Origin of the sequence: Roseiconus nitratireducens (assembly GCF_008629675.1) — a bacterium.
GTDB lineage: Bacteria > Planctomycetota > Planctomycetia > Pirellulales > Pirellulaceae > Stieleria > Stieleria nitratireducens.
The window spans coordinates 267,992-292,754 of sequence record NZ_VWOX01000011.1 but is presented as its reverse complement, the minus strand read 5'-3'; the positions used below and the strand labels follow the sequence as shown (position 1 = coordinate 292,754).

Genomic DNA, 24,763 nt, shown 5'->3' with positions numbered 1-24,763 from the left:
CGTCGAAAACGACCGGCTGCTCGCCATCCCGTTCGGATTTCGACCCGTGAGATGACCCGAACTGATCTTTGAAAAAGAAAGCTTCGAGATGTGCTTATTGGCCGTTCAGTACCAACTGGTCCCGGAAAGCCCCATCCTGGTTGCAGCGAATCGCGAAGAGTATTTTGATCGGCCGAGTCAGCCTCCCTCCATTCAGTCCGGCAAGCCCCGCGTTCTGTGCGGCGTTGATCAGAAAGCCGGCGGGACCTGGTTGGGCGTCAATCAGAACGGTTTGTTCGTCGGCATCTGCAATCGTGCGACAACGATGCCACTATTCGGACAACGTTCACGCGGTTCCCTGGTGATGGACCTGCTTCGATGCACGACCGCCAACAAGGCGTTGGACAAGGCGTTGGCTGAGCTGTCGGAAACGCAATACGAAGGTTGCAATCTGATCATCGCCGATGCCAAAGCCGGCTACGCGGTTCATTCCGACCAGCAGCAGCAGGTTGTTGACTTGAAGCCGGGGTTGAACATCATCGGCGCTCACGACTTGAACGATCCCGACGATGAACGGGTCCGGATGGCTCGCCGTCTGTTGACCCTGCAAACGCTGGATTCGCCGGTCAAGTTCCTGGCGGTCGCCAGCCGCGTTTTCGCCCGCGCCCCGGTTGGTCCCGGACGCCCCAGCATGGTGATCCGCAACAAGGACTATGGGACCGTCAGCAGCTCATTGATTGCATTGGGCGTCAAGCCTCGCGACGCGATCTATCAGTTCAGCAACGGTGCTCCCGATCAGACGAAGTACGAAGACTGCTCGCCGATGCTCCGTGATATTCTCAGTCGCGGTCTGCGTGAGGCACGCACCAAGGCGAAGGTCAGCGCTTAGTGGTTCTTCCATTCTGGATTTGTGACCATCGACGACGTCTTTGGCCACTTCACCCTCCCTCCGGGAGGGTCGCGGAGGAGCTTGCGACGACGCGGGGAGGGGCCGTCCGGCGCCATTGATTTAAGCTGTCTCTTCAACGCACCCTCCCCAAAGGCTCGTGCCTCGCCTTTGACCCTCCCGGAGGGAGGGTGAAGCTCAGAAAAGCACGTTTTTCCGCACTCGGAAAGCTGCACGACCTCCTTGCGGAACCAGAGAACGCCTGACATTGATCGCTCGATGGAACTCTGCGGAATCGACCCACCAATGCAGGGCAGTTGAATCGCCAGGATCTTGTCTTGATTCGTCGCCACGCTCGCCAGAGCGTGAATTTTCACCGGCTGGTGAAGCCGCCACGGGGTGATGAGAGCGGCAAGACAGCGCCTAAAACTTCTCTATCAAGATTTGGCAAGGATTCCTAAACTCCGGATTCTTGTCAGAGGACAGGCCGCAGCGGATGTGGTCCTTCGCGTCTGACGCGAGTCGATTCGAAAAGGGAGTGTCGAGGCATGGAAGCCGCTCGCCGTCGTTTTCTGTTGTCGCTGGTCTTTCTGGCGATCACCTGGTCGGTCGCCCATTCGCGGACGCACGCGGCCAACGCCAGGTCGCAGAACTTTCTGGTTCATGCCGCCACGCCAGAGCTTGCTCAATCGGTTGCCCGCGAGGCCGAAAAGTTTCGCGACGAATTGGCGCTCTATTGGCTGGGCAAACGTCTGCCACCGTGGGGAACTCCCTGCCCGATCGAAGTCAAAGCCGGGCCCCATTTGGCTGCCCAGGGTGTCACGACTTACAACCGCTCGCCGGTCAGCAACTTTCAAATGGAAGTGATCGGCACTCCCGAACGGATCCTCGATAGCGTGTTGCCGCATGAGGTGACTCACACCGTGCTGGCAACGCATTTTGGTCGTCCCTTGCCCCGTTGGGCCGATGAGGGTATTTGCACCACGGTCGAGCATGACGCCGAGAAGCAAAAGCATGAAGCCAAATTGCGAGAGTTTCTTCGCACCCGTCGCGGCATCGCGATGAATCAATTGTTCCTGCTGACGGAGTATCCCAGTGACATGCTGCCGATGTACGCCCAAGGCTACTCCGTGTGCCGATTCTTGATCGAACAGTCGGGGCCGCGTCAGTTCATCAACTTTTTGACCGACTACATGCAGCACCCCTCGTGGACGGACAACGTGCGCAAGCATTACGGCTACGAATCGCTGGCCAAGCTGCAGGAGCGCTGGCTGGCGTGGGTCTCCGCGGGCAGTGGCCCGGTGGAAACATTTGTCTCGGCACGGTCCAAGGCCAACCTGTCGTTGGCCTCCAACCGCTCATCGGCATCGTCACCTCAACCGGCGGGCACGAAGTCGCTAGCAGCGCCGGAGCCATCCACCCGCTCAGCCGGCAGTCCTTCGCCCAACGATTTGGCCTCCGCGGGCAGCTGGTACCAACGGCGACGAGAACAAACCGCCAAGGGGCAACTCGCCGCGATGGGTCCCGAACATTCCAACGCGCCGGGACCCCGATCGCCTTCGTCGGGTGCGACCGATGACGCGACCGCCGCCACATCGGCGCCCGCCCGTCGTCCGTTCGCTCCGCCATCGGTGCTGGAAAGTGGCCCGTATTCGGCCGCCCAGCCGCCCGCCGAACAGCCACTTGGCCAGGGCGGGCTGGGAATGGCTTCCGCGTCGGGCACCGTTCCCACCTATCGCTAAGCCGTCCCCGATATCGGTAAGCCTCCAGCCCGACCGGGTTCCGAGCCAGGCTGACGGACCGTCGGCCTGGCTCCCTGCCGTCGTTCGTGGGCGAGACGAAGACGCCGGTTTGAACCGGCAACTGCCTGGCTGGACAGCGCCACTTTCGATCCAAAAACACCGTGATTTGCAGTGCAATGACGGGCGAGGCACGAGCCGCCGGTCGAGGCGAGAAGACCCGCGGCAAGCGCCACGCGGCTCACCCAGAGTCGCGCTGTCCAGCCAGGGGGTGTTTCGAAAGACCCGGTGCTGGGAATCCGCTCCCAAGGGCCCGAAAACCGTGTTGGCGGCCGTTGAGCCTACCGCGGCGGGTCGGTTTCTGCTATTTTTCTGGGCTTCTCTACACCACTTAAGCTGCCGTCAGGTCCGAGCCTGGCTCGTCGACCGGCGGACGCATGACGTCATTCAAGGAACTTATTGATGGCAAAGCCACATCACAAATTGAAAAAGGCCAACCACGGTCGCCGTCCGGCGAGCGCGAAAGCACGCAAGGCGAAACGAAAGAAGATCAAAACCTGATTCCGACGCCAACGCGATTATTCCGGGACGTGCGCCGTGCCAAAAACTGACTTCATCGTCGATCTGTCCTTGCTGAACGTCGACGAACCGATCGCCGATCTGGAGGAGATTCGGGCGCTCAATCCGCAGCGGTTCGAAATGGAACAGTTGACCGGCGTCCTGTACGAGGACACGGAGTCGCTGACCTGCGCCGGCTACAAGGATGTCTCGCACGAAGAGTTCTGGTGCCGGGGCCACATGCCAGGGATGCCCGTCATGCCCGGCGTCATCCAACTGGAGGCGGTTGCGCAGCTGTCAAGCTTTTTCGCTCAGCGGCACGACTTGCTGGGTGCCGAAATGGTGGGGTTCGGCGGAGTCGACGCGGCTCGCTTCCGCGACGTCGTTCTCCCCGGGGACCGATTGATTCTGATGATTCGCTTGAGCAAGGCGCGACGTGGCCGGATGATCGTGGCCGATTTCCAAGGGGTCGTGGGCCAGAAATTGGTCGTCGATGGAACGATTCGGGGAATCCCGCTGCCGATTGACGCCGTCAAAGATTATTTGGCCAGCCGGCAGTCGTAGTTGGCACGACGGAACTCCGTCGTCCAGGCGGGCAAGGCAGCCATTGACAGTCGCCGGCTCAAGGCAGCCACCGCATCAGGCTGCCTGTTTCTCGAGCCAGTTGAGCGAGTTTGATGAGCAGCGACTCTGCGTCTTCTTCCCACGATTCTTCCGGCATCCCGTTCCCACGCAGCGGACGACTGGCGGCGGTGGATTACGGGACGGTGCGGATTGGGATTGCCGTCTGCGATCCGGATCGCATCCTGGCCAGTCCGGTCGACGTCTATCGAGTCGTGGATGATCAGCGTGATGCGGCCTACTTTCGCACTCTGGCCACCCAAGAGCGAATTGCCGGCTTCGTGGTCGGGTTGCCGATCCACTGTGACGGTGGAGAGAGCCAGAAGAGCAAGGAGTGCCGCGAGTTTGCCCGCTGGCTGGCCGATCAAACGGAGTTGCCGGTTCGGCTATTCGACGAACGGTTCAGCACGTCCGCGGCGAAGCAGCGAATGGCTGGCAGCGGCGGACGTGGCAAACGACGCAAACAGTTTGATGCGGTCGCGGCACTGGTGCTGCTGGAGTCGTTCCTGGAAGCCTGTCGATATCGGGACGATATCGCCGGGCAGTCGATCGATCACGAGCCTCACGGCGGAGAATCGCTGGAGTGAAGGCCCGTGATTGGGGTACCGTCCGTTTACGCTGCTTCGGCGAAAAGCGTTTCCATCAGGTTCTCGAACCGACGGTCGGCTTCACGACGACGGGCTGCCCGCTCAGCGACGCTCCAGGTCGACTTGATGTCTCGCACCCGACGCATGATTTCCGCATCGGTCAGCTGGACGGCTTCGACCAGTTTTTCATCTTGAGCGACAAAGTTCAAATTCGAAGCTTCAGCGTTGCAGCATGCGGTAGTCATGTTCAATCCCTCGCGAAAAACGATCCAATGGTCAACAGGTAGTGAGAGAAGCGTGGAGCCGGCAAAATTGTTTCAATCCGCCTCGGCTTCCCAGGTCGTCAGACCGTGACGACCTGACGAGATGCCGTTAGAGCACCCGCTGTGCCAATTGCCATTTAGGAGCGTCGGATTTTTGCCGGAGTTCGCGAAAATCGGCCAGGATTCGGCTTTTTCCGAGCAATTTGATCGTAGGGGCCAGCGGACGTCCGGACGCCGGTGACTGTTTTTTGATCATTCGGGGAGCTGATTTGCAAAGGATTGAAAATCTTTCCACTGCCGCTGTGGCAGTTCCATCACCGCAAAATCATCGATTTCCCGGAAGCCTGCGACCGTTTCCACCAGGCGCCTCAGCTGGTGCCGGCGACAGGTGCCTCGCAATTCGACATATTGGATTTGCGACGCCGCGTCGTACAGCATGCCCACCAGCCGAAAGTCCTGGCCGGCCCAGGCCAGCGATCCGTCCGGTTCCAGCAGGACCCGCGACAGGTCGGTCTGCAAACGTTCCATCGCCGATTCGAAGGAGGTGGGGATCGGAGGGGTGCGTCTGTCACGGCGGTCCGATGTGGCGGGGCCGTACAGATGGATGTGAAACTCGCGGATGGGAAACTCGGTCATCTTCCGATCGGGTGCGAAACTTGAAGTGCCCGGCGCCAACACTCCTGCAGGGACCGCAATGAAGATTTGGATCGACGCCGATGCGGCCCCGACTCCCGTCAAGGAGGTGGTGTTCCGAGCCGCGGCGCGGTTGAGCTTGGAAACCATTCTGGTGGCGAACACGCCGCAATCCAAGCCGGCAGCGGCAACGACTGTGCGAGCGGTGACGGTTCGATCGGGGGCCGACCAGGCCGACCGGTACATCGTGGCGCAGAGCCAGCCGGGGGACTTGGTCATCACCGCCGATATTCCGTTGGCTTCGTTGTTGGTGGAGAAGGGCGTGTCGGTGGTGGATCCCCGCGGTGAGGAATATCACCAAGGCAACATCGCCTCGCGTCTGTCGATGCGCAACTTCTTGGACGAACTGCGGGGAACTGGAACACCGACGGGGGGAGCGGCGCCCTACGGACCGAAGGACAAGAAACTGTTCGCGGCAACGTTCGACCGGTTGCTGAGTCGTTTGACGCGTTAGGCGCCATCACGCTCGGCAGCGCGTGAATTTGGCTGCCTGCCACCGTCTGGCGACGGTAGCGACACCGAGTCTGCAGCCTGCCATCGTCTGGCGACGGTAGCGACGCGGCCTGTTGAATCCTCGCCGGGACGGAGCCTGCTCTCGGCAGCGGGCCGAGACACTCTTGAGCCCGGATCCTTTTCCGATTCGTCAAAGTGGACCCGAGGCGGTATTGCCGACACAAGTGGTCGTGATGCCTGATTCGCCACAGCCCGAATCTGGCCCGAGCGTTTTGCAACATAGCAATTCCAATCCTGCGATTTGCGATTGCGTCGGCTTAACTGCCGGGAATGTTTCGATGTCTTCGAAACCTCTTACACAGGAGTTGGATCTCCATGAGAAATATTGTTTTTGCTGTCGTGGCTGTGGTGATGTCTGGATTGGGACAGTGGGCGGTCGCGAGCCCGTTCGACGCTGGCGAATCGATTCTGAGCCCGCCAGCGGATGCCGCTCAGACATCGGACGTTGCTCCACTTCCGCCGGGTCCGGTCCCGCAAACGACCGTCTCCGCACCGGCGATCAACCCAGGTCAACCGCAGCCGGTCATTGAAGCTCCGATCACCGATTCCACGGTGGTTCATGCCGACGGCCAAGCGGAACAGCACGTTCATCAGCACGTGCATCGTCAACCGGTCCGATACTATCGTGCCCCACAGAAACAGTCGTTCTTCGACAAGTTGATGGATATGGAACGCAAGAAGAATGCTTGGCTAAAGCGAACCTTCCTGGGAATGTGATCCACTGAAACGTACCTGCCGTCGCCCTTCTCTCCATGCGGTTTCTCTTCGACTGCCGGCGGAGGTGAACGTCTCCGCCGCGACGGCCTGACAAGACAGTCTTGCCAGCGACTCGCCCGCCCGGACACTCTCCGGGCGGGTGTTTTTTTTAACCGGTGTTCTCACCCACCTGCAGCCCGTCGGGTGCGAAGATGGACCGCCCGCCGTCGACCGGCAGGCAGACGCCGTTGATAAACGAGTTTTCGCACAACAGCCGCACCGCATGGGCGATGTGCTCGGCGGTCCCGATTTGTCCGCTCAACGTGCTCGCGCACAATTTGCGACGTCGTTCGTCCGAGGCTTCTCCATCCAATAAGACCGGACCCGGCTTGATGCAATTGACGCGGATCGTGGGATTCCGTTGCGCGAATTCCACCGCCAGCGAACGCGTCAACACATCGACAGCTCCTTTGCTGGGGAAGTAGGCCGCATGATCCAGGTAGGGTCGCACGGTCGCCCAGTCACCCAGATTCACAATCGACCCGCCGCGCTTCTGATCCGCCATGACGTTGGCCGCGGCGCGAGCGCACAGGAACGTCGCGATGGTGTTGATTTGAAAATAGTCGCGGAGCTCGTCCGGCGTGACTCGCTGGATCGGGGTTGGAGTCCAGATGGCCGCACTGTTGACCAGGATGTCCAGTCGTCCGAAGGCGTCACGCGTCTCGGCCACCAAGCGTTCCGGCGTCTGGTCACAGTCCAACGCTCCCTGCGTGACGATCGATTCGGTGCCATACCGATCGGTCATGCTGGTGGCCACGGCGTTCGCTTCATCGACGCTGGTGTGGGCATGCAGGGCGATTCGGCAGCCGTGTCGAGCAAGTTCCAGAGCAATCGCACGACCGACGCGTGGTGCGCCGCTTCCGGTCACCAGGGCCACGGGGGCATCGCAATCAAAAGCGGTTTGCAATTCATTCATAGCGGCAACGGATCCATCGGAAGGAGAAAGCGTCGTTGCATTCAGAAGGGTGTTGGATTCGACGCGAAGGCTGCATCACAGGTATCGGGACAGCGGCCCCTGCCGCCGCGCCGCTCGCGCGTCGACCCGTTTGGCGACCTCCGCGTCTTCGACCAGCGGCGGTGCCTGCCAGGGCTTCAAGCGGGCATCGATGACCAGACTTCCGTGACAGCCCCAGTGTTTGGCCACCGTTTCAGCCTCGATCCCGGCGATGTCCGTCGCGGGATTGCTGCGGGTGAACGTTGTCCACAGCCAGTTATTCAACTGACGGCTGCTGAAATCGCTGTCATCGACAATCGTGACCAGCGGGAAGGCATTGATCGGATCGTCCGCCGAAAAGCTGGCACAGAATCGTTCGCAGTCGTTCCGTCCGTCGGTCGGATCAAAGCCACGCGTCTGGATGGCCAGCACCCCGGGGAAAACGATCCGGGGCCGGTCGAATCCGTCGGGGAGTCGCAAGCCCGTCGGCAGCTCGGTCGGCAGTTCGCGTCGCGGCGGCCCGGCAGCCGCCCACACCACTTTGGATCCTTTGTTGAATCCGCTGCCGCTGTAGTCCAGGGTGTCAATCGTCGTTTGCGTTTGAAAGTGAAGGTCCCGTTTCCAATCGATCCGTTGGAGGACATGCCTGAGAAACTCTTCGATGTCATGAAGGTCCAGTTGATCGGTGGGGTCATCAGCGATGACCAGGTACTTAGCCAGCGACAGTTGTCCGTTGCCGAGGATCGCGTTGGCCTGCGTCAACAATTCCTGGGGCGCCGTTTCCTTCAGGTACGGCATGTAGCGTTCACTGCCGATGGCCAGCAACAACGGATGCACGCCGGCGGCGTCGACCGCGTGGACCGCCTTCACTCCGGGGATCACCGAGGGGATGATCGGGTCGGTCAATTCGTGGATCAGCTGGCCAAACGTCGTGTCCTCTTGCGGCGGTCGGCCGACGACGGTGAACGGCCAGATCGCGCCCTCGCGGTGCCAGACGTGTTGCACGTTCATCACCGGAAAGGGGTGCTGCAGACTGTAGTAGCCCAGATGGTCACCGAAGGGGCCTTCGGGTTTGACGCGATCGGGATCGATGGTGCCGACGATGGCAAAGTCCGCATCGCGGTACACCGGTGCGTGATCGCCGCGAATCAAACCGACGCGGCGTCCTCCCAGAGCACCGGCGAAGGTCAGTTCGGAGAGTCCTTCCGGCAATGGCATCACCGCCGCCAGCGTCATCGCGGGTGAGCCTCCCACCGTGACCGCGACTCGCAACGGCCGACCCGCCGAGAGGGCCGCACGGTGATGAACGCCGATGCCGCGATGGATCTGGTAGTGCAGCCCGACCTCGTCGGCGGTGTATTCGTTGCCGGAGATTTGGACCCGGTACATGCCCAGGTTGGCTTTCATCAAGTTGGTTCGGTCGTTGGGATCTTCGCTGAGCACCTGGGGCAGCGTCACGAAGGCGCCTCCGTCATCCGGCCAACATTTCAGCTGCGGCAGATCCGCCACGCCGCAGCGATGGCGGGCCACCGCGCCGCGGGAAACGAAGCGAGGCAGCATGCGCAGGGCCGTCAGCGGCACCCCCGCGTATCGCAGTGGTCGTTTCGGCGCGGCCGCCGCATCCAGCTTGACTTCGATCAGTCGTCGCACCGATTCCAGCGTGTGGCGGAACAGGTAACGCGCTTGTTCGATCGAACCGAACAGGTTGCATGCCATCGGGAAGCGACAGCCGCTGACGTTCGTGAAGAGGACCGCCGGTCCTCCGCTGGCGTACACGCGGCGCTGGATTTCCGCCATTTCCAAATGCGGGTCCACCGGCTCAGTGACTTCGATCAGGTAACCACCCGCGCGGAGGTCCTCGATAACGTCTCGGGTGCTGCGATGTTTCATGGTCGCCGGTAGACTACGAAGCGAGAGTCCTTGCTCGATCGAATCGACCTCCTGTCAAAGCAATCAACTCAAAGCAATCAACGGTGGCATCATCCAATGTCGGAAAGTCTGACCCAGTCTCAACCGAATCCCATTTCCCTACAATTGCCCCAGCCGAATTTTGTCTCCGTCGATAACCCGTCCGGCGAAGATTGCGACGTTTTGGTGATCGGCCTGTGCGAAGACCGAAAGCTTTCTGCGGTGGCCAAACAGGTTGACCAACTGCTGGGCGGGTCCCTCTCCCGCTTGATCGATCGCGACAAGATTTCCGGCGAATCCGGCGAAACCCTGTTGATAGCCGGTCCCGGCGCCGCCGGACAGGATTCCGCCGCATCCCTGGTGTTGCTGATCGGGCTGGGCGACCGGGCCAAGCTGGCGCGAGAATCGGCGTTCAACTTATCCAGCACGGCGATCCGCGCCCTGGGCGGCAAACCACATCGCAAGGTTGTCGTCGCGCTAGCCGAAGCATTTCCCGCGGCGTGCCATGACGCGATCGTTGCCGGCTTGCTGTTCGGCCTGGAATGCCAGGCGATTTATCGCACCAAGCCGGCGATCGAAGTCCCCGACACGATCGCGTTGGCCGGGATCGAATCCGACCACATTACCCGGGGCCAGATTCTGGGAGATTCGGTCAACCTGGCGCGCCGTCTGGTCAACGAGCCGGCCTCGGTGGTGTATCCGGAATCCTTTGCCGCGACGGCAGAATCATTGGCCGAGCAGATCGGACTCAGTTGCGAGGTTTGGGACGAACACCGTCTGGTCGAAGAGAACTGTCGGGCCATCCTGGCGGTCGGCGGGGGCAGTGAGCGGCCCCCGCGGCTGCTGATCTTGCAGCATCGTGGCGGTGCCGAAGGCGATCCACCGTTGGCCATCGTCGGCAAGGGCGTGACATTCGACAGCGGCGGACTGTCGATCAAACCCAGCGACGGAATGGTCGACATGAAATGCGACATGGGCGGCGCCGCGACGGTGCTCGGAACGATGCACGCGTTGGCAAAGATGGGCGTCAAGAAGAACGTGATCGGCTTGTGTGGGCTGGCCGAAAACATGGTCAGCGGTTCCAGCTACAAACTGGGCGACGTGATCCGCACCCGGAGCGGAAAAACCATCGAGATCCTGAACACCGATGCCGAAGGCCGCGTGGTGCTGTCCGACACGTTGGACGTCGCGATCGGTTTCAAGCCGAAGGCGATGGTGGACCTGGCAACGTTGACCGGCGCCTGCATGGTGGCGCTGGGCCAGGAGGTGGCCGGCGCAATGACCAACGACCAATCGGTCTGTGATGCAGTGATGCTGGCGGCCCGGGAGGAGGGCGAACCGGTGTGGCAGTTGCCGATGTACCAACTTTACGACGAGAAGGTCCAAAGCAAGGTCGCCGAGATCAAGAACGTCGGTGAAGGACGATGGGGCGGTGCGATCACCGCGGCGAAGTTTTTGGAGAACTTCGTTGGCGACACGCCCTGGGTGCATTTGGACATCGCCGGACCGGCATTCACCGATGCTCCCAAACCGCACCGGGACGCCGGCGCCACCGGCGTGATGGTCCGGGCGTTGGTGCGTTGGGTGGAATCAGAAGTCCAGGCGTGAACCGGTCCGCGCGCCGGCCCGCGCTTCGGCCCGACGCTGGGCGATTCAGGCAGCCAGGGGAACGGCGGTGACGGGTCGCTGGCCACGCGATCTTTTCCGGTCCATCCAGTCCGCCAGACGCCCCACCACGCGATCGGCGTCGATGTCGTTGATCAAATCATGACGCCCGCCTCGCCAGCAAATCAATTCGCCGTGGCCCCGCATGCGTAACACCAGGTTGCGACAGGCGGCGCGGTCAATCAATTGATCTTCGTCGCCGTACAGGACCAGGGTTCGGGTCCCGATCTGCGCGGCGTGGTCCAGGGCGAATCGACCTTGCGCCAACAACTGCGTGGCGAGGTACAGCGAGATGTGATGGTGTTGCAGCGGATCCGCTTCGATCCGGCGCGCCATCGCCTGGTCACGTGTCAGTTGGTCGATGGGCGGTGCTTTGGAAACCCGCACCCACCGCAGCAACTGGCCGGTGCCCCAGGCCGCAAACACACGTTGGCGGTCCAGGAACGCCGGCGGCATTAGCATCGGGGCGACCAGCACCAGCCCGTTCAGTGGTTCCGCCGCGTGAGAGTCGAATTCGCTGCGGCGGAGGGCATAATTGATCGCCAGGTTTCCGCCCATGCTGTGACCGATCACCACCTGATGGATGCCGGGGAATCGTTGGGACATCGCACGGCGTGCCGAGGCGATCATTCGCATCAGAGCGTCGTAGCTGGACACCGTTCCGCGTCGTCCGGTCGAACGACCGTGCCCGGGAAGATCGATCGCCAGGACGCCCCAACGTCGGGCGACCAGCCGTCGCGCGAACGACTGGTGACGACCGCCGTGATCGCCCAACCCGTGCATCAAGATGGCGATTCCGGCCGGGGCCCGATCGTCGCCCGACCACAGCCGCGCATAGACGCCGGGCGACCCCTTCAATTGCACCGAACTGGTGATCACCGCACCTACCTCGCTGGTTCCAGGACGTCCCGTCCACGAATTTCCCGCTTCGGCACGGGATTCGCGTTGATTCCCCCCGCTGCCCCCGGGTTGCCAACTTGACAACCGGCCCAAAATCTCCCAACCGCCAGCAAATCGATGTTTCTCCGTCTGCTGATCCTGTTCATCACCGTTCCCCTGGTCGAGCTGTATCTGCTGCTGCAGTTGGCTGACGTCACCGGGGCCGGGGCGACGTTCTTGCTGGTCATCATTACCGGCATTATCGGCTCCGCGCTCGCCAAACGTGAGGGCGTGATGGCTTGGCAGAAATTTCAAGAGGCTCTGCGGGCCGGCCGGGTCCCAGGGGCGGAGATTCAGGACGGTCTGATGATCGTGTTCGCCGCCGCTTTGCTGCTGACACCGGGTCTGCTGACCGACGCGGTGGGGTTCCTGCTGCTGGTCCCGCTGGGACGCAAGCTGATGCGGAAGTACGTTTTCTCGCGGTGGTTTCGCGGGTTCGGTGCCGTGCAAATCCGATCCACGACATTTGAAAGCAATTCATCGGAACGGGCGTCCGAAGAGTCGAAGTTCGACGATTTTCCTGAGTTCCCCTTGGACGAACCGCGGTTCAACGATCGCATGACCGTTGAGGGCAAAGCGACGCGCCGATAGCTCTGTCACCCGATTCTTCCGAGGTCAGATCGAAATCGATCGAAGGTCCCGGATGCGCTGCTCGACCTTTCTTGTCTCCACCCGCGAAGCAGTAACAAACACGCCGGCCGGCCCTCCCCCGAATAGCCGATTCACCGATGGATGGACCCGTGGGGTCCTATTGGCGGTAGTAGTCGTCCACCGACAACGCTTCCACGTCCGTTTCCTGAAGCACCGATTTTTGGAGCGCCGACCGCGACGACGATGTCGGGGCTTGCAGGTCCAACACCTCGGCCGGTGGCGGGAGTTCTTCCGGCGGGCCATCCGGCAATCGATCCAGTTCGATCTGGGGATCCAAACTTGACCGTCCGGGTTCCCGATCAAACGGCCGATCCAGGCCGTCTTCTTCCAACGAAGCGGTGGCGACGGGCGTCAGATCGATGACCTTTTCGCGCAGATCCGTTGCCCGGCGCTCGGTGGTCATTGCGGACTCCAATTCGGGTGTCACCGGACCGCGGTCCAATGCATCATTCAAGTTCAACGCCAGTTGGCGATCGGCCCAACGCCGCCAGGGAGGACGTGTTTCGATCAACACCAGTTCTTCCAATTGCTGTCGCAGCAACTCGTCCCGATCACCGCGTCGCACCCGCAACCGCACCAGATTGCCCAGGTAATTCGGGTTGCTGCGGTCCATTCGATGCGCGGTGCCATACAGCGTCAACGCTTCGTCGATCCGTCCGGTGGCTTCCAGTGCCAACGCCAAGTTGTACAGGACCGCGGGGTCACCCGGCAGGAATTCGCGCGCTTGTTCAAACGCCAGCACGGCCTGATACAGGTTGCCTTGTTCGTAATGCATCAGCCCCAAATTGTTGTGGGCCGGTCCATAGGTGAAGTCTTCCGCGACCGCCTCGCGGAATTGTTCGGCTGCTTGGTCGATGTGCCCCAGGCCCAGCGAGCGGATTCCGGCGGTGGTCAGTTTTCCTGCACGGGCCGGATTCTGGCTGCTCTTGACGCGCACGATCGACTCGTTGCTGCCGCGAAACGGCGAACAACCGCCCAGCAGTCCGCCCAGGCTAAGTCCCAGGCACATCCCGGCCCGAAGAAAGCGGCGTCGGCGAACGACCGAGCGCGGCGCAGCGGCAACCCGCCCGGTCGGCCCGACCGCCCGGACGTGACCGAGCGCCCGGACGTGACCGATCGATTCCTGCGGACTCGGCTGGCTCACGGGATTGCCGCTTCCAGAGCGATCCGGCACGACGCGGCGGCAGCCGGCGGCGAGCGTCGTCGGCTCATCAAACATCCGCCCTCCGTTTGGCTGGGTTTTTCAAGCATTCCTACCGCGTGCTTTTCGGAGAAAAAATCATTTGGGTCAAGATCATCTCCGATTTCCAAGTCTCTCGTCGGCCGTTCCGCTGCGGATCGTACAGGCTCAAATCCCGGACGACGCTGCCGCGGGATTCATCTCGCAGGGCATCACAAAACGCCACGACCTGGTCCACCGCCGCGGCGTTCAAAATGATCTCGATCTTCCGCAGCGTGAAGTCCGATTGGCCGATCCGTTGCGGCTGGCCAGGCGTTTGGCTTGCTAGCAAAGATGGCGACAGACCCGCCTCGGCCAACGCGGCATTGATCCGGTTCAGGATTTCGTCGGCCGATTCAATCTGCAGAGCCGCGACCGTCGGCGTGTCGGCGACCTGTTCGATCTCGGCGAGCATGGTTCGCAGTTCGCGGAGGTCTTCGCGGTCCGAGCGCAGCGCCGCTGCCGTTGAGCGAGCGCGCAGCACCGAATCAACCGCCGCCAGAGCCAGGCAGGCGATCAGCCCCGTCACCAGCAATCGTTTGCCTTTCAGATTCGTCAAGTGCCGCCCCCGGGCGTCGCCTCGTCGGTGGAGCCCGTCGAAGACTTTGGCAGCACCGCCACGATCGTCGACTGATAGGTGGACACCGGTTCGTCCCGGCTGGGTTCCACCTGCTCGGACGCCGGTGGTGAAACTTGGAATCCGTTGGCCTGCAGAGAGTTGGCGATCACTCCCAATTGGCGGGCGTCCCGCGTGCGCACGGTCAACGCGCATTCGCCGTCGACGATGTCGATATCCAGCACTCGGAATCGCGACTCCTGTTCGGACCCCGCCCGCTTCAAACCCTGATAGATTCGGCGGAGCACTTCGGTGGCCGGGATGGGAAGCGGCACCGCCACTCCCTGACCTTTCGAACCAAGTGCTTTGCGGTGTTCCGATCGAACCGTGCGCATCAGCAGCACGGGATCGGATCGATCCGGAAAGGTTTGCCGAAACGCACGACGTTGCTGATCCATGACGGTTTCCAAGTCCGAGGTCAGACGACGGTTTCGCATCCAACCCGCCGCGGTCACGGTCAGCAAACAAACTGCCGCGGCAATTGCCAGCCAGCGCAGTTGGCTGGCGACGGCATGCAGCGGATCGGAGGGTGCCAGAACGCCGCGACGCAGATCGGGCCAACGTCCCCAGCGCCCGGCCAGTAAAACGTCGACACCCGCGGCGCCCAGTTGTTCAGCGGATTCCGACGACGGCTCGGCCGAGACGAGTTCCGATTCCGCTTGGGGTTCGGCCGGTGCGTGGGCGGTTCCGATCACCACGGTGGCCGCCGGTTCGGAGAGCCCGGCGTCGGCGGATTGTTTGACGGTGGGCGAAGTCCGCAGATCGCTCGCGTGCTTCCATTGCCAAATGCCGTCGCGATCGACCTGCAATATTTCGCGGGAGGACGATGATGGTTCGTTCAGAATGATCCGAACCGCGTTCGAAACATCGCGGCGTTCGATCAGTCCGCGTGCGACAAGAAAGCTCCAGGGAACGATGGCTTCCAGTTCCAAGCCTTCCGACCGCAGCGCATCGGCAAATTCGCGGTGACGATCGGCACTGACGGCGAGTGCAGCCAGCCGCCCGGTTCTCGGCTGCACCGTGACACATGCAACCATTGCTTCGGCGTCCAGCGGAAAAAAACGCTCCAGCTCAAACGACATCGCAACGGAATCATTCGGGTCGATGCCGTCGAACGCGTCCAAGGTTGTGAAAAAACATTCCGGCGTCGCGAGCGCCAGCACACAACGCGGCCGGCGGAGCTGGTTGGCAGAAATCAGTTCGGCCACGGCGCGGGCACGATCCCGAGGCGAGCTGTCGGCGGTGACCGTTTGAATCTGGTCACCGCAGATCAATTGCCAGTGGTCGTCACATTGGTGAATCAAGCAACCGTCGATCAACCGCGGACGATTTGAAGGTCGCGCGCGACTCATCGGTTCCGTCTCCGGGGACGGTTCGGTTCGGAACCCGCCTTGGAGGAAAACGACTGCTTCAGCTTGACCGTCGACGGCCGGCCTTCACGGTCCAGCGTGACGACATCGGACTCGATTGCTCGAACGGTCACCCCGGGAGGGTGGAGTTGAACGGTTTCGCCGACACCGCGGATGTCCGTTTTTCCGTCTCGGTCGGTCAAGATCGCGACGCTTCGATCATCGTCCAAGATCGTTCCTTCCAGCGTCCAACCGAGTTCAGGTTGGGGCGGCGGCGACGGTTTCGGCTTCGGGGTGGGTGTCACCCGCGGCGGTGGTGGGCTCGGCTTGGGCGGGGGTGGGTCGACCAGCGGTTGTTGCAGCGGCAGGGACCAGTCCATTGTCGTCACGGCGGGATCGTTCGTCGCATCTGCCGAACGTGGAAGCCGGCCGTTCGACGCGGAAGAGGACGGAATCTGGACGGCTACAGCATCGGTGCCGGTGATTGATTCGGATCCCGCGTCACTGACGGACCAGAGTGCACTGCCGCCGGCAATCGCCAGCAGGGCGGCCGTGAGTGCGCGAATCAGTCGTCGTTGGTTGGTCACCGTCATGGATCAGTTGAAGCACGAAACGATTCGAGTCTTGGCAGTGAAAGCCTGGGCAGTGAGAGCCTGGGTAGATCGATGAGACGCGTCCTCAGAACGCGAAACGCTGATTGACCACCGTCCCGTCATCGCCTTGGCTGAGCACCGAGAAGGTACGAAGCGAACGTCGCGCCGGGGACGACGCATCAATCCACAAAGAATGGTCGGTGCTGGTTTCGGAAAACATTCTAAGCAACTTCCGGCGAAGGGTTTCCGATGCAGCTTCCTGCTGCACCAGAATCGCCAGCGTCATCGTCGGGTTCTCTCGGTATCGGCGAACCAGGCGTTCCGCTCCCGCCCGGGATAGCACACACGTTGCGACCGCCCGAATCGATTCATCCGACGCCCTGCGAAGGTTCAGACCGCCGCTCCCCCAGCACGTCAGTTCTGCCGTGACGTTCGCCAGGGCCGCATCATCACCAATCGTTTGCTGCAGTGTGGTCAGGTCAAAGACTTCTCCCCAACTGCGGAAGGCCGGCGGCGGAGCGGCCGGACCATCCGCGTCGTCGGACGCGCCGAACGATTTCACCGTCGGCACGGCCGGCGTTAAACGCGCAGCGCGGGCCGCGGCGATGCCGGCAACGTCGACGATCATCGACTCGGTGCGTTCGCGGCCCACGGAGTGGTACACCGAGTTCAGATTCACTTTGGCACTTTCATCGGCGAGAACGACGTCAAACGTGATCCCGCCGATGGAAACCGAACTGCGAAGTTGCGTCGGCACGCGGTTGCCGGACCGTCCGCCCGCTTCCGCTTCCTCCTGCAGCCGATCGAACACCGCCGCCGCCCGCGGCAGCAGGTGGCGTTGGATCGATTCAGCGCCCAAACGCTGTTGCAAGCGGATCCGCGCGTCGGCCGCGGCCAGCCCGCGTTGAAGGCTCTGCTGCGAGAGCGCCGACAGCACGGTCACCGTCAAGACGATCACGCCCAAGACGGCCAACAGGGCGTATCCCTGTCGGGGCCTTCCGGCAGCCCCTTGGTGCGTCTCACGGTGCATGATGATCGATCACCTCGCTGCACAGAACGCGACCGGATTCGTCCACCAACGTGACTCGAAACCGCGACGGAACGGCGGGCAGTCCGCCGCCGGCCGGGTCTGGCGAACGGGGTTCATCGTCCTGTTCGTAGACGGTGACTTGGAAACCCGCGAATCCGATCCACATCAGTTCCGATCGCTGTCCCTGTCGTCGCACCAGCACACTCCGCTGTGATCGTCGCAGCCGTTGGTAGCGAACCTGCCCGGCGCGCAAGTCCTCTCCGACAAATCCCGCCATCAAGATCGAGTCCGGTGTGACGGCCATGCCACGTGCGTTGATCAGGTCGTCATGCAAACGGGCCGCCAGGTTTCCGGCGGCGGGGGCGTCGAATTCTTGTTGGCGAAGCTGCACCGACTCGCCTGCCATGGCGATGACCACCCGCAGCAGGGCGACCATCATGATGGACGCCAACACGCATGCGGCGGTCAACTCGATCAAGGTGAAGCCCGACCGCTTTTTCATTTCCCTGGCCTCCGCTGCAACACTGGCCCCGGCTGAAAGAGATCGACGGAAACCAGTTCGACGGGTTTGCCGGGGACTTCGACAATTCTCAATCGGATCACTTGCATCTGGAGGGTCGCCAGCGCGGTCGTTCCGATCGGCAACGTCTGCCAACGCCAGGTTGGTTTTCCGGGGACGGCGCCGGTAACGCCGACAGGGATTCCGCCACGCCGCGCCGCCAGCTGTCGAACCAGTTCGTCGGCGATCCTCGCCGCTTCGATCTGGCGGTCGGCCAATGCGAGCTGGCGCCGGTGCCGAGCGAAGGCCAGCAGCGAAGAGACCAGCAGGGTGCCGGTCAGCAGCAGCGCCACAACGACTTCCAGCAAGGTCAATCCCGGTCGCTTCATCAACGTGTCTCCAACAGCTGGACGACGGCGGATGTCTTCGGTACGGAAACCAGTTGGCCGGTCCCGCCGGCGACCAGTACCCACCGCGATGCTGCGCCGCTTGCCAGACGCAACGCGTAGCTCGGCGAAGCGCCTTGCCCGTCCACGCGGATCCGATCCGCGGCTGCCGAGCCGGTTGCGCCGGCCAACCGCAAACGATCGATTCGCACCCGCCGCGGCATTGAGAACTCTCGAGAGCGACTGCTGCCCTCCAGGATCAAGATCCGTCGTCCGGCCGGATCGATCTGAGCGGAGATCGGACTTCGTTGACGACGTGCGGCACGACGCAATGCCAAATCGAATTGTTGAATGATTTCGACGCCGCGGGCCAACCGCTGACGTTGGAAGACGCCGCGCACCGAGTACGCGGCCAGCGTAGCCAGCAACGCCATCAAGACCAGCACGACCACCAACTCGATCAACGAGAACCCGCGTCGCCGGCTCGCAATGCGACTTGCGACGGTCAACACTTGCTTGCGGGTGGTGCTGCGACGACGTTCGTGATGAAGCACGCGATCCACTGTTGCAGCGACTCACTCTTGAAGCATGTCACTTGAAAAGTCCGCGTCCTCTCCGTCACCCCCTTCGCGTCCGTCGGCTCCCAGGCTGATCACTTCGAAGCCTTCCTCGGTTTCAAAGTAAACGTAGTCATGCTTCCAGGGATCCTTGGGGACTTTGCTGAGAAAGCCCTCGGGCCAGGTCTCGGTCGAACGGGTCAAAATCTCCAGGCCCTCGTCTTCGGTCGGATAGCGTCCCTGGTCGATGCGAAACGTTTCCAAAGCCTTCATCACCGTCGCGATTTCGGTTTTCACGGCGTTCTGACGGGAGTTCACCAGGTAGCCTCGCGTCCGCACCGCGACCAATCCGGCCAGCATCCCCAGGATCACCATCACGACGATCAATTCGACCAGGGAGAAAGCCGCCCGAGCGGGTCGTTTGCGGTCCCGCGCGTTTCGGTCAAAGCACATTTCCAGCCTCTAGTATCGGGAGGATCGTGGCCAGCAGGAGGAATCCGACCATCACGGCCAGGACAAGGATCAAGACCGGTTCGATCAACGCCGTCAATCGGGCCGTTTGCGTCTTGACCTGTTCATCATAGTCCTCGGCGAGCCGAAAGAGCATGTCATCAAGTTTTCCGGATTCCTGGCCGACGGAGAAGACGCGGACGGCCAGTGGCGGGAAGGCACCGCTGGCAGCCAAGGCGTCGGCCACATCTTCGCCTGCCGCAATCCGCTCACCGCACTGTTGCAGGGCGTCGCGAAACACCGAGTTGCCGGTCGATGCTTCGGCCAGCTGGAAGGCCCGGGTCAGTTCCACGCCGCTCCGCGAGAGCGTTCCGATGATCATCGCAATCCGGGCAACGCCTTGCTTGATCTGCATTGGCCCGATCAGCGGCATACGTAGCACGAAGCGATCCCACCACAGGCGACCCCGCCGGCTGCGTCGCAGCAACCCGGTCAGAACCAGGACAAGAATCGCGCCGGCAATCCAAAACCAGCGATAATCGATCAGCCCGTCGCTCAGTGCCTTGGCAACTCGGGTTGGCCAAGGCAACCGCGGCAATGTCTCCTGCAAATTCTCCAGTAGGGGCGGCAGCACGCTGGTCATCAAGAACAAACCGGCTGCCGTTGCAAAGCACACCAGAAAAGTCGGATAGACCAGGGCCGTCGTGACCGCATCGGACAGCCGAGATTGACGCTGCTTGAATTCCGCCAACTGGCTCAGAACCTCTTCCAGGTTGCCGGCGTTCTCGCCGACTTGTACCATCTGGACCGACGCGGCGTCGAACCATTCCGGTTGACCGGCCAACGCCTGAGCGAATGACTCGCCGGCGGCAACGCGATCGCGCACCGCCAGCAGCGGAGCACGAAAGGAACCGTGACTCTGTTCGATGATCGTGTCCAGCGCGTCCAGCAGGGGAATGCCCGCGTGCAGCAGCATGGAGAGTTCGCCCACGGCGGTGGCCCAGTGATTGCTGGATCGGCGCAGCGAAAGTCGGCGCAGGTTGGGGGTCAATCGCCTGCCGCCGGTGGCCGGGGCGCACGGTGAAATCTTGCGAACCTGGATCCCGCGAAGCCGCAAGGAGTCGCGCGCCTGCCGCGGCGTGTCGGCATTGATCGTGCCTCGAACACGTTTGCGCGACGGGTCGATTCCGATGTAAGAGAAGACGGCCATGTTCCAAGCTACAACGTGGTCACGCGCAGGACTTCGTCCAGGGTGGTGATTCCCTGGTGGACTTTCAACAACCCGTCGGTCGACAGCAGTTGCAGTCCCGATTGCAAGCCGGCCCGCCGGATCGAAGCCGCGTTGGCGCGGTTCCCGATCAATTCACGGCACGCGTCATCGATCACCAGCAATTCGAAAAGCCCCACGCGGCCGCGGAACCCGGTCCCGCGACAACGTTCACATCCGACGGACTCGTAGACGCCCGACAACTCCGCGGATTTGATTTGATGGGTTTCCAATACTTCCGGGGGAACCGCCGGGATCGATGCCCCGCTGCGACGTGGCCGTTTGCAATGTTCGCACAACTTTCGAACCAAACGCTGCGCCATCGATGCCACCAGCGAGCTGCTGACCAGGTAAGGTTCCACCCCCAGGTCCAACAGGCGGGTGACGGCACTGGCCGCGTCGTTGGTGTGCAAGGTGCTGAACACCAGATGCCCCGTCAGCGACGCCTGAATGGCCATCGTTGCCGTTTCGCTGTCGCGAATCTCGCCGACCATGATGATGTCGGGATCCTGACGCAACACGCTGCGCATCCCCGAGGCAAACGTCATGCCCTTCTTTTCATTGACTTGGGTTTGGCTGATGCCTTCCAGCTTGTACTCGATGGGGTCTTCCAGCGTCAGCACGTTCAACACTTCGCTGTCGATTTCCTGGAGCGCCCCGTACAGCGTCGTGCTCTTTCCGCTGCCGGTCGGACCGGTGACAAGAATCAATCCGTGGTCGCGCGCGATCAACGATTTGAAGCGTTGGAAATCGCGCGCCGGCATCCCCAGCTCGCCCAGTGTGTACAACCGAACGCTCTTGTCCAGCAACCGGATCACGATGCGTTCATTGTGGCTGGTGGGCAGCGAAGCGATCCGCAAGTCGACGGTGCGATCCCCCAGCTGAACCGTCGCCCGTCCATCCTGGGGAAGTCGCTTTTCGGCGATGTTCATTTTGCCCAGCACTTTGACCCGCGAGAGCACTTCCTCCTGGACCGCCTTGGGGATCTCGAACGTGTCAAACAGCACGCCGTCGATCCGCTGTCGCACGACCAGGCGGTCTTCGTACGGTTGGATGTGGACGTCGGAGGCGCCGGCTTTCACGGCGTCAAACAGCAGGTGGTTGACTAGGCGGATGACGGGAGCCCGACCATCGCTGTCCAGCAGGTCTTCGTCGGATCCACGGCGGCCGAGGGCGCCGGCCAACTCGGACAGCACCGTATCGTGATCCAGGGAATCGATCACGTTCTGAGTTTGGCTGGACTGCTCGGAGTAGGCGGTGTTGATGGCCCGCTCGATTGCCTTGGGCGTCGCCGGCAAGGGATGCACCTGCAACGATCGGAGGCCGCCACCGGGGGCCTGGCGGAGCGCCCGCGCCACGATGTCCAGGTGCTCGATCCCCGCGTCGGAATCGATCGCCAGCAAGATCTGATCGTCGCCCGGGCCGCGAAACCCCATCACATGGTGCAGTCGTGCATGCGCGATGCTGATGCGATCCAGGAATTCGGTTGCCGGCGCCAAGTCGGACAAGTCTTCGCGCACCGGCACGCCCAATGCCTCCGCCAGTCGCCGCAGACCCGAATCGGTGGAGGCCGAAGCCGCCAGGTTCGAGGGATCGCGCGAGTCGGCTTGCGGCATCGAAGGCTCAGGCATCAAAAACCGAGAGAGGAAACAGTGGAAAAGGAAAAGCTGTCAACGGCGTGGGTGCGAGGGGCCGAACGCGGAATTCGCCAACCACTCGGAGTTTCACTTCGGTTTCCGGCGTCGACCCATTCACTCCAGCACCGGCAGGTCGACGCGGCGTATTTGCCCGTCTTCCCCCGCGATGATCAGCGCGTCGTCGTCCGGACTTTCGGCCATGGCGTACGGCCAGCCGTCGATCGCGGGAACGCTCCCGATCACGCGGACCGTCGCGGTGTCGACAAAGTAAACGCGTCCATCGGCGCACGCCGCCGCCATCGTCGCACCCTCTCGCAAACCGATCACGTTCAACGGAGGCTGGTCCAGTTTAACCAATCGAACCATCCGGCCGATGGTCGGTTGCCACAGCCGAAGCGTTCGGTCATCGCTGGCCGACACGACCAGGGGCAGCGTTCCCTGCGGCGAAGTGAGCGGAACAAGGGCTCGAACCGGTTGAGTGTGGATCGCCAGCGTTCGCCGGAGTGATCCGTCCTGGGTGTCCCAAACACGAACGCTCTGGTCCAGTCCTGCGGTGACCAGCAGCTTCCCGTGGTCGATGAAACACAGCGATGTCACCCCGCGCGAATGTCCCGCCAGACGCAGCGGCGGCGTTTCGGACGTCGCTGACAACGACCAGAGGAAGACCCGATGATCCAGCCCCCCCGATGCCAGCGTCGTTGCATCTTTCCAGGCAACCGCCATCACGGAATCCTCGTGTTTCCGAAAGGTGCGAAGTCTTTGACCATCCGGCCAGGAAATCACCTCCACCAATCCCTGTTCGGCAGGCAAGCCGCCTCCAATCGCCAAACGATCGCCGCGGGGTGAGAACGCCAACGCCTGCAGGTTGACCGCTTGGGTGGCAATCGTCCGCTGGAACTGCAATTCCGGCCAGGAGTAAACCTGGATTCCGTCTTGCGAGCCTGCCACGACCGAGCGTCCGTCGGGGGCAATGACCAGCGCGGTCAGCGGCGGTTGGCGACCCTCCGCCGACCGGGCGGACAGCGTGAGCGTCGTTGCCAGCACGGCGACCAACATCGGCAGTGCAGCGGCGCCGCGAAACCTTTCGGCAGTGACCCCTTTCGGTACGCGTTCGGTCGGCATCAAGTCAACAGCTCGGTCAAGACACGCGCGCCGTCCGGCGCGACCCGGACCGGTCGTCCATCATCGGTATGCAGTTGCGCCGCCGGATCGATTCCCAGCAGTGTGTAGATCGTGGCGGCCAGGTCGGAGGGTGAAACCGGATTGTCGCGGGGGAACTCCGCCAACGCGTCGCTGCTGCCGACCACCTGACCCCCGCGTACCCCACCGCCGGCCAAGGCAACGCTGAACACGTTGGGCCAATGGTCACGGCCGCCACCGGGATTGATCTTCGGCGTGCGGCCGAATTCCCCCATCACGATCACCAGCGTCTTTTCCAACCTTCCCCGCTGGAACAGGTCGTCGATCAAGGCGCTCAGCGCACGATCCAGGGACGGCAAATGGGCATTGCGATCGTTCGGATAACGTTCCTTCAACTGAAGGATGTTCTGGTGCGTGTCCCAACCGCTGTTGTTGACCGTCACGAACGGAACCCCGCGTTCAATCAATCGCCTGGCGAGCAAGCAGCTTTGCCCGATGCTGTTGCCCGGGTTGATCCCGTACCGCTGCCGCGTCTGGGAAGTTTCCTGCGTCAGATCGAACGCGCGTTTGGCCTGCGGTGAAGCGATCAGATCGTAGGCGCGTTGCAATTGTTGATCGGGCACGTGATCGAATGACGCGTCGTGGGCGCGGCCGAACGCATCCAAGGTCTCAACGATGCGGCGACGTCGATCCAGTCGGGGAAGGTCCAGTCCCCGGTAGAAGTCCAGGTCGCGAACCTGAAAGTCCGGTTTGGCGGGATTGCCGCCGACCGAAAAGGGTCGCGTGCCGGAGGGCAGGAATCCGGAACCGCTCAGATCCTTCGCGAACTTCGGAACGGCCATATTGGGTGGGAGCACTTCGCCGGTCGGCCGCAAATGTGCCAGCGTGGCTCCGTATGCCGGGTATTCCAACGCCGGTGACGGTTTGTAGCCGGTCATCAAGTAGTGCGTGCCGAAATTGTGCTCGCCCAATGGAGATGTCATGGAGCGGACGATGGCGATGCGGTCCATCATCGATGCGGTTTGTGGCAAACATTCGCCCAGCCGAATCCCCGGAACGTTGGTGGCGATGCTGGACATCGGCCCGCGAACCTCGGCCGGCGCGTCCGGCTTCGGATCAAAACTTTCCAGGTGGCTCGGCCCGCCGTCGAGCCAAATCAGGATGCAAGCTTCGGCGCGCGGGGACGTCGCGTCGACCGCTGCCAGCGCCTGTCGTTGACGAAGAAAGGATCCCAGCCCCAGACCCAGGGCCGTCAATCCGCCGACCCGCATCAGGTCGCGGCGGGACACTCCGTCGCATCGTTGTGTGGTTTTCATGGTGGCCTTTGG

The 24,763-nt window shown here is 62.2% G+C and carries 27 protein-coding genes; 9 read left to right on the top strand and 18 right to left on the bottom strand.

The window, feature by feature from the left end; translation table 11 throughout:
- Window positions 1-88: 88 nt before the first annotated feature.
- The 5 genes from FYK55_RS19635 to ruvX all read left to right on the top strand — a co-directional run bounded on the left by FYK55_RS19635 (window position 89) and on the right by ruvX (window position 4,370).
- Window positions 89-868, top strand: a complete 780-nt coding sequence (locus FYK55_RS19635; protein ID WP_150078141.1) for an NRDE family protein — start codon at window positions 89-91, stop codon at window positions 866-868.
- Between the two features lie 545 nt (window positions 869-1,413).
- Entirely contained in the window at window positions 1,414-2,607 is a 1,194-nt protein-coding gene (locus FYK55_RS19630; RefSeq protein ID WP_235908828.1) for a hypothetical protein, read from the top strand.
- Between the two features lie 459 nt (window positions 2,608-3,066).
- Window positions 3,067-3,165, top strand: coding sequence for a 50S ribosomal protein bL37 (locus FYK55_RS30140; protein ID WP_372894368.1), 99 nt, complete (start codon window positions 3,067-3,069; stop codon window positions 3,163-3,165).
- A gap of 36 nt (window positions 3,166-3,201) precedes the next feature.
- The gene (locus FYK55_RS19625; protein ID WP_150078140.1) at window positions 3,202-3,726 is read left to right on the top strand and encodes a 3-hydroxyacyl-ACP dehydratase FabZ family protein; all 525 of its coding nucleotides are present in this window, start codon (window positions 3,202-3,204) and stop codon (window positions 3,724-3,726) included.
- 113 nt (window positions 3,727-3,839) lie between these two features.
- The gene (gene ruvX / locus FYK55_RS19620; RefSeq protein WP_150078139.1) at window positions 3,840-4,370 is read left to right on the top strand and encodes a Holliday junction resolvase RuvX; all 531 of its coding nucleotides are present in this window, start codon (window positions 3,840-3,842) and stop codon (window positions 4,368-4,370) included.
- Window positions 4,371-4,396: 26 nt separating this feature from the next.
- Here ruvX and FYK55_RS19615 read toward each other — a convergent pair whose 3' ends face one another.
- The gene (locus FYK55_RS19615) at window positions 4,397-4,615 is read right to left on the bottom strand and encodes a hypothetical protein (RefSeq protein WP_235908827.1); all 219 of its coding nucleotides are present in this window, start codon (window positions 4,613-4,615) and stop codon (window positions 4,397-4,399) included.
- Window positions 4,616-4,885: 270 nt separating this feature from the next.
- Window positions 4,886-5,269, bottom strand: a complete 384-nt coding sequence (locus tag FYK55_RS19610; protein ID WP_150078138.1) for a hypothetical protein — start codon at window positions 5,267-5,269, stop codon at window positions 4,886-4,888.
- A gap of 58 nt (window positions 5,270-5,327) precedes the next feature.
- Between FYK55_RS19610 and FYK55_RS19605 the strand changes: the two genes are divergently transcribed.
- The gene (locus FYK55_RS19605) at window positions 5,328-5,780 is read left to right on the top strand and encodes a YaiI/YqxD family protein (RefSeq protein WP_150078137.1); all 453 of its coding nucleotides are present in this window, start codon (window positions 5,328-5,330) and stop codon (window positions 5,778-5,780) included.
- A gap of 374 nt (window positions 5,781-6,154) precedes the next feature.
- Window positions 6,155-6,556 carry a hypothetical protein gene (locus FYK55_RS19600; protein WP_150078136.1) on the top strand — a complete coding sequence of 134 codons (402 nt, stop codon included), beginning with the start codon at window positions 6,155-6,157 and terminating at the stop codon, window positions 6,554-6,556.
- A 148-nt stretch (window positions 6,557-6,704) separates the two neighbouring features.
- Here FYK55_RS19600 and FYK55_RS19595 read toward each other — a convergent pair whose 3' ends face one another.
- Together FYK55_RS19595 and FYK55_RS19590 are read right to left on the bottom strand one after the other, a co-directional pair.
- On the bottom strand, window positions 6,705-7,511 hold the full coding sequence (locus tag FYK55_RS19595) for an SDR family NAD(P)-dependent oxidoreductase (RefSeq protein WP_150078135.1): 807 nt from the start codon (window positions 7,509-7,511) through the stop codon (window positions 6,705-6,707).
- 75 nt (window positions 7,512-7,586) lie between these two features.
- Window positions 7,587-9,419, bottom strand: a complete 1,833-nt coding sequence (locus FYK55_RS19590; RefSeq protein ID WP_150078134.1) for a UbiD family decarboxylase — start codon at window positions 9,417-9,419, stop codon at window positions 7,587-7,589.
- 96 nt (window positions 9,420-9,515) lie between these two features.
- Between FYK55_RS19590 and FYK55_RS19585 the strand changes: the two genes are divergently transcribed.
- A complete protein-coding gene (locus tag FYK55_RS19585; RefSeq protein ID WP_150078133.1) occupies window positions 9,516-11,045 on the top strand; it encodes a leucyl aminopeptidase in 1,530 nt (509 codons plus the stop codon).
- 45 nt (window positions 11,046-11,090) lie between these two features.
- Here FYK55_RS19585 and FYK55_RS19580 read toward each other — a convergent pair whose 3' ends face one another.
- On the bottom strand, window positions 11,091-11,981 hold the full coding sequence (locus FYK55_RS19580) for an alpha/beta fold hydrolase (protein WP_150078132.1): 891 nt from the start codon (window positions 11,979-11,981) through the stop codon (window positions 11,091-11,093).
- A gap of 138 nt (window positions 11,982-12,119) precedes the next feature.
- Between FYK55_RS19580 and FYK55_RS19575 the strand changes: the two genes are divergently transcribed.
- Entirely contained in the window at window positions 12,120-12,632 is a 513-nt protein-coding gene (locus FYK55_RS19575; protein WP_150078131.1) for an FxsA family protein, read from the top strand.
- 157 nt (window positions 12,633-12,789) lie between these two features.
- On the opposite strand, the gene FYK55_RS19570 is transcribed toward FYK55_RS19575, so the two are convergent.
- The 13 genes from FYK55_RS19570 to FYK55_RS19510 form a co-directional block, all read right to left on the bottom strand.
- Window positions 12,790-13,911: a tetratricopeptide repeat protein gene (locus tag FYK55_RS19570; RefSeq protein WP_150078130.1), complete on the bottom strand. Its 1,122-nt coding sequence runs from the start codon at window positions 13,909-13,911 to the stop codon at window positions 12,790-12,792.
- Window positions 13,912-13,945: 34 nt separating this feature from the next.
- On the bottom strand, window positions 13,946-14,470 hold the full coding sequence (locus FYK55_RS19565) for a hypothetical protein (protein WP_150078129.1): 525 nt from the start codon (window positions 14,468-14,470) through the stop codon (window positions 13,946-13,948).
- Window positions 14,467-15,879, bottom strand: coding sequence for a hypothetical protein (locus FYK55_RS19560; protein WP_150078128.1), 1,413 nt, complete (start codon window positions 15,877-15,879; stop codon window positions 14,467-14,469). The genes FYK55_RS19565 and FYK55_RS19560 overlap by 4 nt, the downstream gene beginning before the upstream one ends.
- Complete coding sequence (locus tag FYK55_RS29995) at window positions 15,876-16,463, bottom strand: type II secretion system protein N (RefSeq protein WP_201743749.1); 588 nt, start codon at window positions 16,461-16,463, stop codon at window positions 15,876-15,878. The genes FYK55_RS19560 and FYK55_RS29995 overlap by 4 nt, the downstream gene beginning before the upstream one ends.
- 91 nt (window positions 16,464-16,554) lie before the next feature.
- A complete protein-coding gene (locus FYK55_RS19550; RefSeq protein ID WP_150078126.1) occupies window positions 16,555-17,499 on the bottom strand; it encodes a hypothetical protein in 945 nt (314 codons plus the stop codon).
- Window positions 17,489-18,001 carry a type II secretion system protein gene (locus FYK55_RS19545; RefSeq protein ID WP_150078125.1) on the bottom strand — a complete coding sequence of 171 codons (513 nt, stop codon included), beginning with the start codon at window positions 17,999-18,001 and terminating at the stop codon, window positions 17,489-17,491. The genes FYK55_RS19550 and FYK55_RS19545 overlap by 11 nt, the downstream gene beginning before the upstream one ends.
- Window positions 17,998-18,387 carry a hypothetical protein gene (locus FYK55_RS19540; protein ID WP_150078124.1) on the bottom strand — a complete coding sequence of 130 codons (390 nt, stop codon included), beginning with the start codon at window positions 18,385-18,387 and terminating at the stop codon, window positions 17,998-18,000. Before FYK55_RS19540 ends, FYK55_RS19545 begins: the two co-directional genes overlap by 4 nt.
- Window positions 18,387-18,938, bottom strand: coding sequence for a prepilin-type N-terminal cleavage/methylation domain-containing protein (locus FYK55_RS19535; RefSeq protein ID WP_161604636.1), 552 nt, complete (start codon window positions 18,936-18,938; stop codon window positions 18,387-18,389). The genes FYK55_RS19540 and FYK55_RS19535 overlap by 1 nt, the downstream gene beginning before the upstream one ends.
- Before the next feature lie 21 nt (window positions 18,939-18,959).
- Window positions 18,960-19,394 (bottom strand): type II secretion system major pseudopilin GspG, encoded by a 435-nt coding sequence (gspG, locus tag FYK55_RS19530; protein ID WP_150078122.1) that lies wholly within the window; start codon window positions 19,392-19,394, stop codon window positions 18,960-18,962.
- Complete coding sequence (locus FYK55_RS19525) at window positions 19,384-20,601, bottom strand: type II secretion system F family protein (RefSeq protein WP_150078121.1); 1,218 nt, start codon at window positions 20,599-20,601, stop codon at window positions 19,384-19,386. Before FYK55_RS19525 ends, gspG begins: the two co-directional genes overlap by 11 nt.
- A gap of 8 nt (window positions 20,602-20,609) precedes the next feature.
- Window positions 20,610-22,289, bottom strand: a complete 1,680-nt coding sequence (locus FYK55_RS19520; RefSeq protein ID WP_235908826.1) for a GspE/PulE family protein — start codon at window positions 22,287-22,289, stop codon at window positions 20,610-20,612.
- A 120-nt stretch (window positions 22,290-22,409) separates the two neighbouring features.
- Window positions 22,410-23,417 (bottom strand): WD40 repeat domain-containing protein, encoded by a 1,008-nt coding sequence (locus FYK55_RS19515; protein ID WP_150078120.1) that lies wholly within the window; start codon window positions 23,415-23,417, stop codon window positions 22,410-22,412.
- Window positions 23,417-24,751: a DUF1501 domain-containing protein gene (locus FYK55_RS19510; RefSeq protein WP_150078119.1), complete on the bottom strand. Its 1,335-nt coding sequence runs from the start codon at window positions 24,749-24,751 to the stop codon at window positions 23,417-23,419. Before FYK55_RS19510 ends, FYK55_RS19515 begins: the two co-directional genes overlap by 1 nt.
- Window positions 24,752-24,763 lie beyond the last annotated feature (12 nt).

Bases quoted from the DNA above. Each gene is read 5' to 3' on its own strand.
- FYK55_RS19520 (WP_235908826.1), bottom strand. From the start codon at position 22,289: ATGCCTGAGCCTTCGATGCCGCAAGCCGACTCGCGCGATCCCTCGAAC.
- gspG (WP_150078122.1), bottom strand. From the start codon at position 19,394: ATGTGCTTTGACCGAAACGCGCGGGACCGCAAACGACCCGCTCGGGCG.
- FYK55_RS19560 (WP_150078128.1), bottom strand. From the start codon at position 15,879: ATGAGTCGCGCGCGACCTTCAAATCGTCCGCGGTTGATCGACGGTTGC.
- FYK55_RS30140 (WP_372894368.1), top strand. From the start codon at position 3,067: ATGGCAAAGCCACATCACAAATTGAAAAAGGCCAACCACGGTCGCCGT.
- FYK55_RS19610 (WP_150078138.1), bottom strand. From the start codon at position 5,269: ATGACCGAGTTTCCCATCCGCGAGTTTCACATCCATCTGTACGGCCCC.
- FYK55_RS19515 (WP_150078120.1), bottom strand. From the start codon at position 23,417: ATGCCGACCGAACGCGTACCGAAAGGGGTCACTGCCGAAAGGTTTCGC.
- FYK55_RS19605 (WP_150078137.1), top strand. From the start codon at position 5,328: ATGAAGATTTGGATCGACGCCGATGCGGCCCCGACTCCCGTCAAGGAG.
- FYK55_RS19550 (WP_150078126.1), bottom strand. From the start codon at position 17,499: ATGCACCGTGAGACGCACCAAGGGGCTGCCGGAAGGCCCCGACAGGGA.
- FYK55_RS19615 (WP_235908827.1), bottom strand. From the start codon at position 4,615: ATGACTACCGCATGCTGCAACGCTGAAGCTTCGAATTTGAACTTTGTC.
- FYK55_RS19570 (WP_150078130.1), bottom strand. From the start codon at position 13,911: ATGTTTGATGAGCCGACGACGCTCGCCGCCGGCTGCCGCCGCGTCGTG.
- FYK55_RS19585 (WP_150078133.1), top strand. From the start codon at position 9,516: ATGTCGGAAAGTCTGACCCAGTCTCAACCGAATCCCATTTCCCTACAA.
- FYK55_RS19510 (WP_150078119.1), bottom strand. From the start codon at position 24,751: ATGAAAACCACACAACGATGCGACGGAGTGTCCCGCCGCGACCTGATG.
- ruvX (WP_150078139.1), top strand. From the start codon at position 3,840: ATGAGCAGCGACTCTGCGTCTTCTTCCCACGATTCTTCCGGCATCCCG.
- FYK55_RS19545 (WP_150078125.1), bottom strand. From the start codon at position 18,001: ATGAAAAAGCGGTCGGGCTTCACCTTGATCGAGTTGACCGCCGCATGC.
- FYK55_RS19600 (WP_150078136.1), top strand. From the start codon at position 6,155: ATGAGAAATATTGTTTTTGCTGTCGTGGCTGTGGTGATGTCTGGATTG.
- FYK55_RS19595 (WP_150078135.1), bottom strand. From the start codon at position 7,511: ATGAATGAATTGCAAACCGCTTTTGATTGCGATGCCCCCGTGGCCCTG.
- FYK55_RS19590 (WP_150078134.1), bottom strand. From the start codon at position 9,419: ATGAAACATCGCAGCACCCGAGACGTTATCGAGGACCTCCGCGCGGGT.
- FYK55_RS19575 (WP_150078131.1), top strand. From the start codon at position 12,120: ATGTTTCTCCGTCTGCTGATCCTGTTCATCACCGTTCCCCTGGTCGAG.
- FYK55_RS19630 (WP_235908828.1), top strand. From the start codon at position 1,414: ATGGAAGCCGCTCGCCGTCGTTTTCTGTTGTCGCTGGTCTTTCTGGCG.
- FYK55_RS19540 (WP_150078124.1), bottom strand. From the start codon at position 18,387: ATGAAGCGACCGGGATTGACCTTGCTGGAAGTCGTTGTGGCGCTGCTG.
- FYK55_RS19525 (WP_150078121.1), bottom strand. From the start codon at position 20,601: ATGGCCGTCTTCTCTTACATCGGAATCGACCCGTCGCGCAAACGTGTT.
- FYK55_RS19635 (WP_150078141.1), top strand. From the start codon at position 89: ATGTGCTTATTGGCCGTTCAGTACCAACTGGTCCCGGAAAGCCCCATC.